Source organism: Mycobacterium aquaticum, from assembly GCF_002086485.1.
Taxonomy (GTDB): domain Bacteria; phylum Actinomycetota; class Actinomycetes; order Mycobacteriales; family Mycobacteriaceae; genus Mycobacterium; species Mycobacterium aquaticum.
The window spans coordinates 1-875 of sequence record NZ_MVHF01000098.1 but is presented as its reverse complement, the minus strand read 5'-3'; the positions used below and the strand labels follow the sequence as shown (position 1 = coordinate 875).

The following is an 875-nucleotide window of genomic DNA, read 5'->3' as shown; positions in this document are numbered from 1 at the left end:
GTTTACCAGCCGCGTTCGGCGAGCCTGTGTGGTTGGGGGATGTCGTCGACGTTGATGCCGACCATGGCCTCGCCCAGGCCGCGGGAGACCTTGGCCAGCACGTCGGGGTCGTCGTGGAACGTGGTGGCCTTGACGATCGCCGCGGCCCGCTGCGCCGGGTTGCCCGACTTGAAGATCCCGGAGCCGACGAACACACCCTCGGCACCGAGCTGCATCATCATCGCCGCATCCGCAGGCGTGGCGATGCCACCGGCGGTGAACAACGTGACCGGCAACTTGCCCGCCTTGGCCACCTCCACCACCAACTCATACGGGGCCTGCAACTCCTTGGCCGCCACGAACAACTCGTCCTCGCTCATCGAGGTGAGCCGGCGGATCTCGCCACCGATCTTGCGCATATGCGTCGTGGCGTTGGAGACGTCCCCGGTGCCGGCCTCACCCTTGGACCGGATCATCGCCGCGCCCTCGGTGATCCGCCGCAGCGCCTCACCCAGATTGGTCGCCCCGCACACGAACGGCACGGTGAACCGCCACTTGTCGATGTGATTGGTGTAATCGGCCGGGGTGAGCACCTCGGACTCGTCGATGTAGTCCACCCCCAGGGCCTGCAGGATCTGCGCCTCCACGAAATGCCCGATCCGCGCCTTGGCCATCACCGGGATGGTGACCGCGGAGATGATGCCCTCGATCATGTCGGGATCGCTCATGCGCGACACCCCACCCTGGGCCCGGATATCGGCAGGCACCCGCTCCAACGCCATCACCGCCACCGCACCGGCGGCCTCGGCGATCTTCGCCTGCTCGGGGGTGACGACGTCCATGATGACGCCGCCCTTGAGCATCTCAGCCATCCCGCGCTTCACGCGCGCGGTACC

The 875-nt window shown here is 67.3% G+C and carries 1 protein-coding gene; it reads right to left on the bottom strand.

Annotated features, from left to right (window positions below):
* Positions 1-2: 2 nt before the first annotated feature.
* The coding region (pdxS, locus tag BST13_RS38060) for a pyridoxal 5'-phosphate synthase lyase subunit PdxS (protein WP_142282956.1) at positions 3-875 on the bottom strand (873 nt) is incomplete at its 5' end.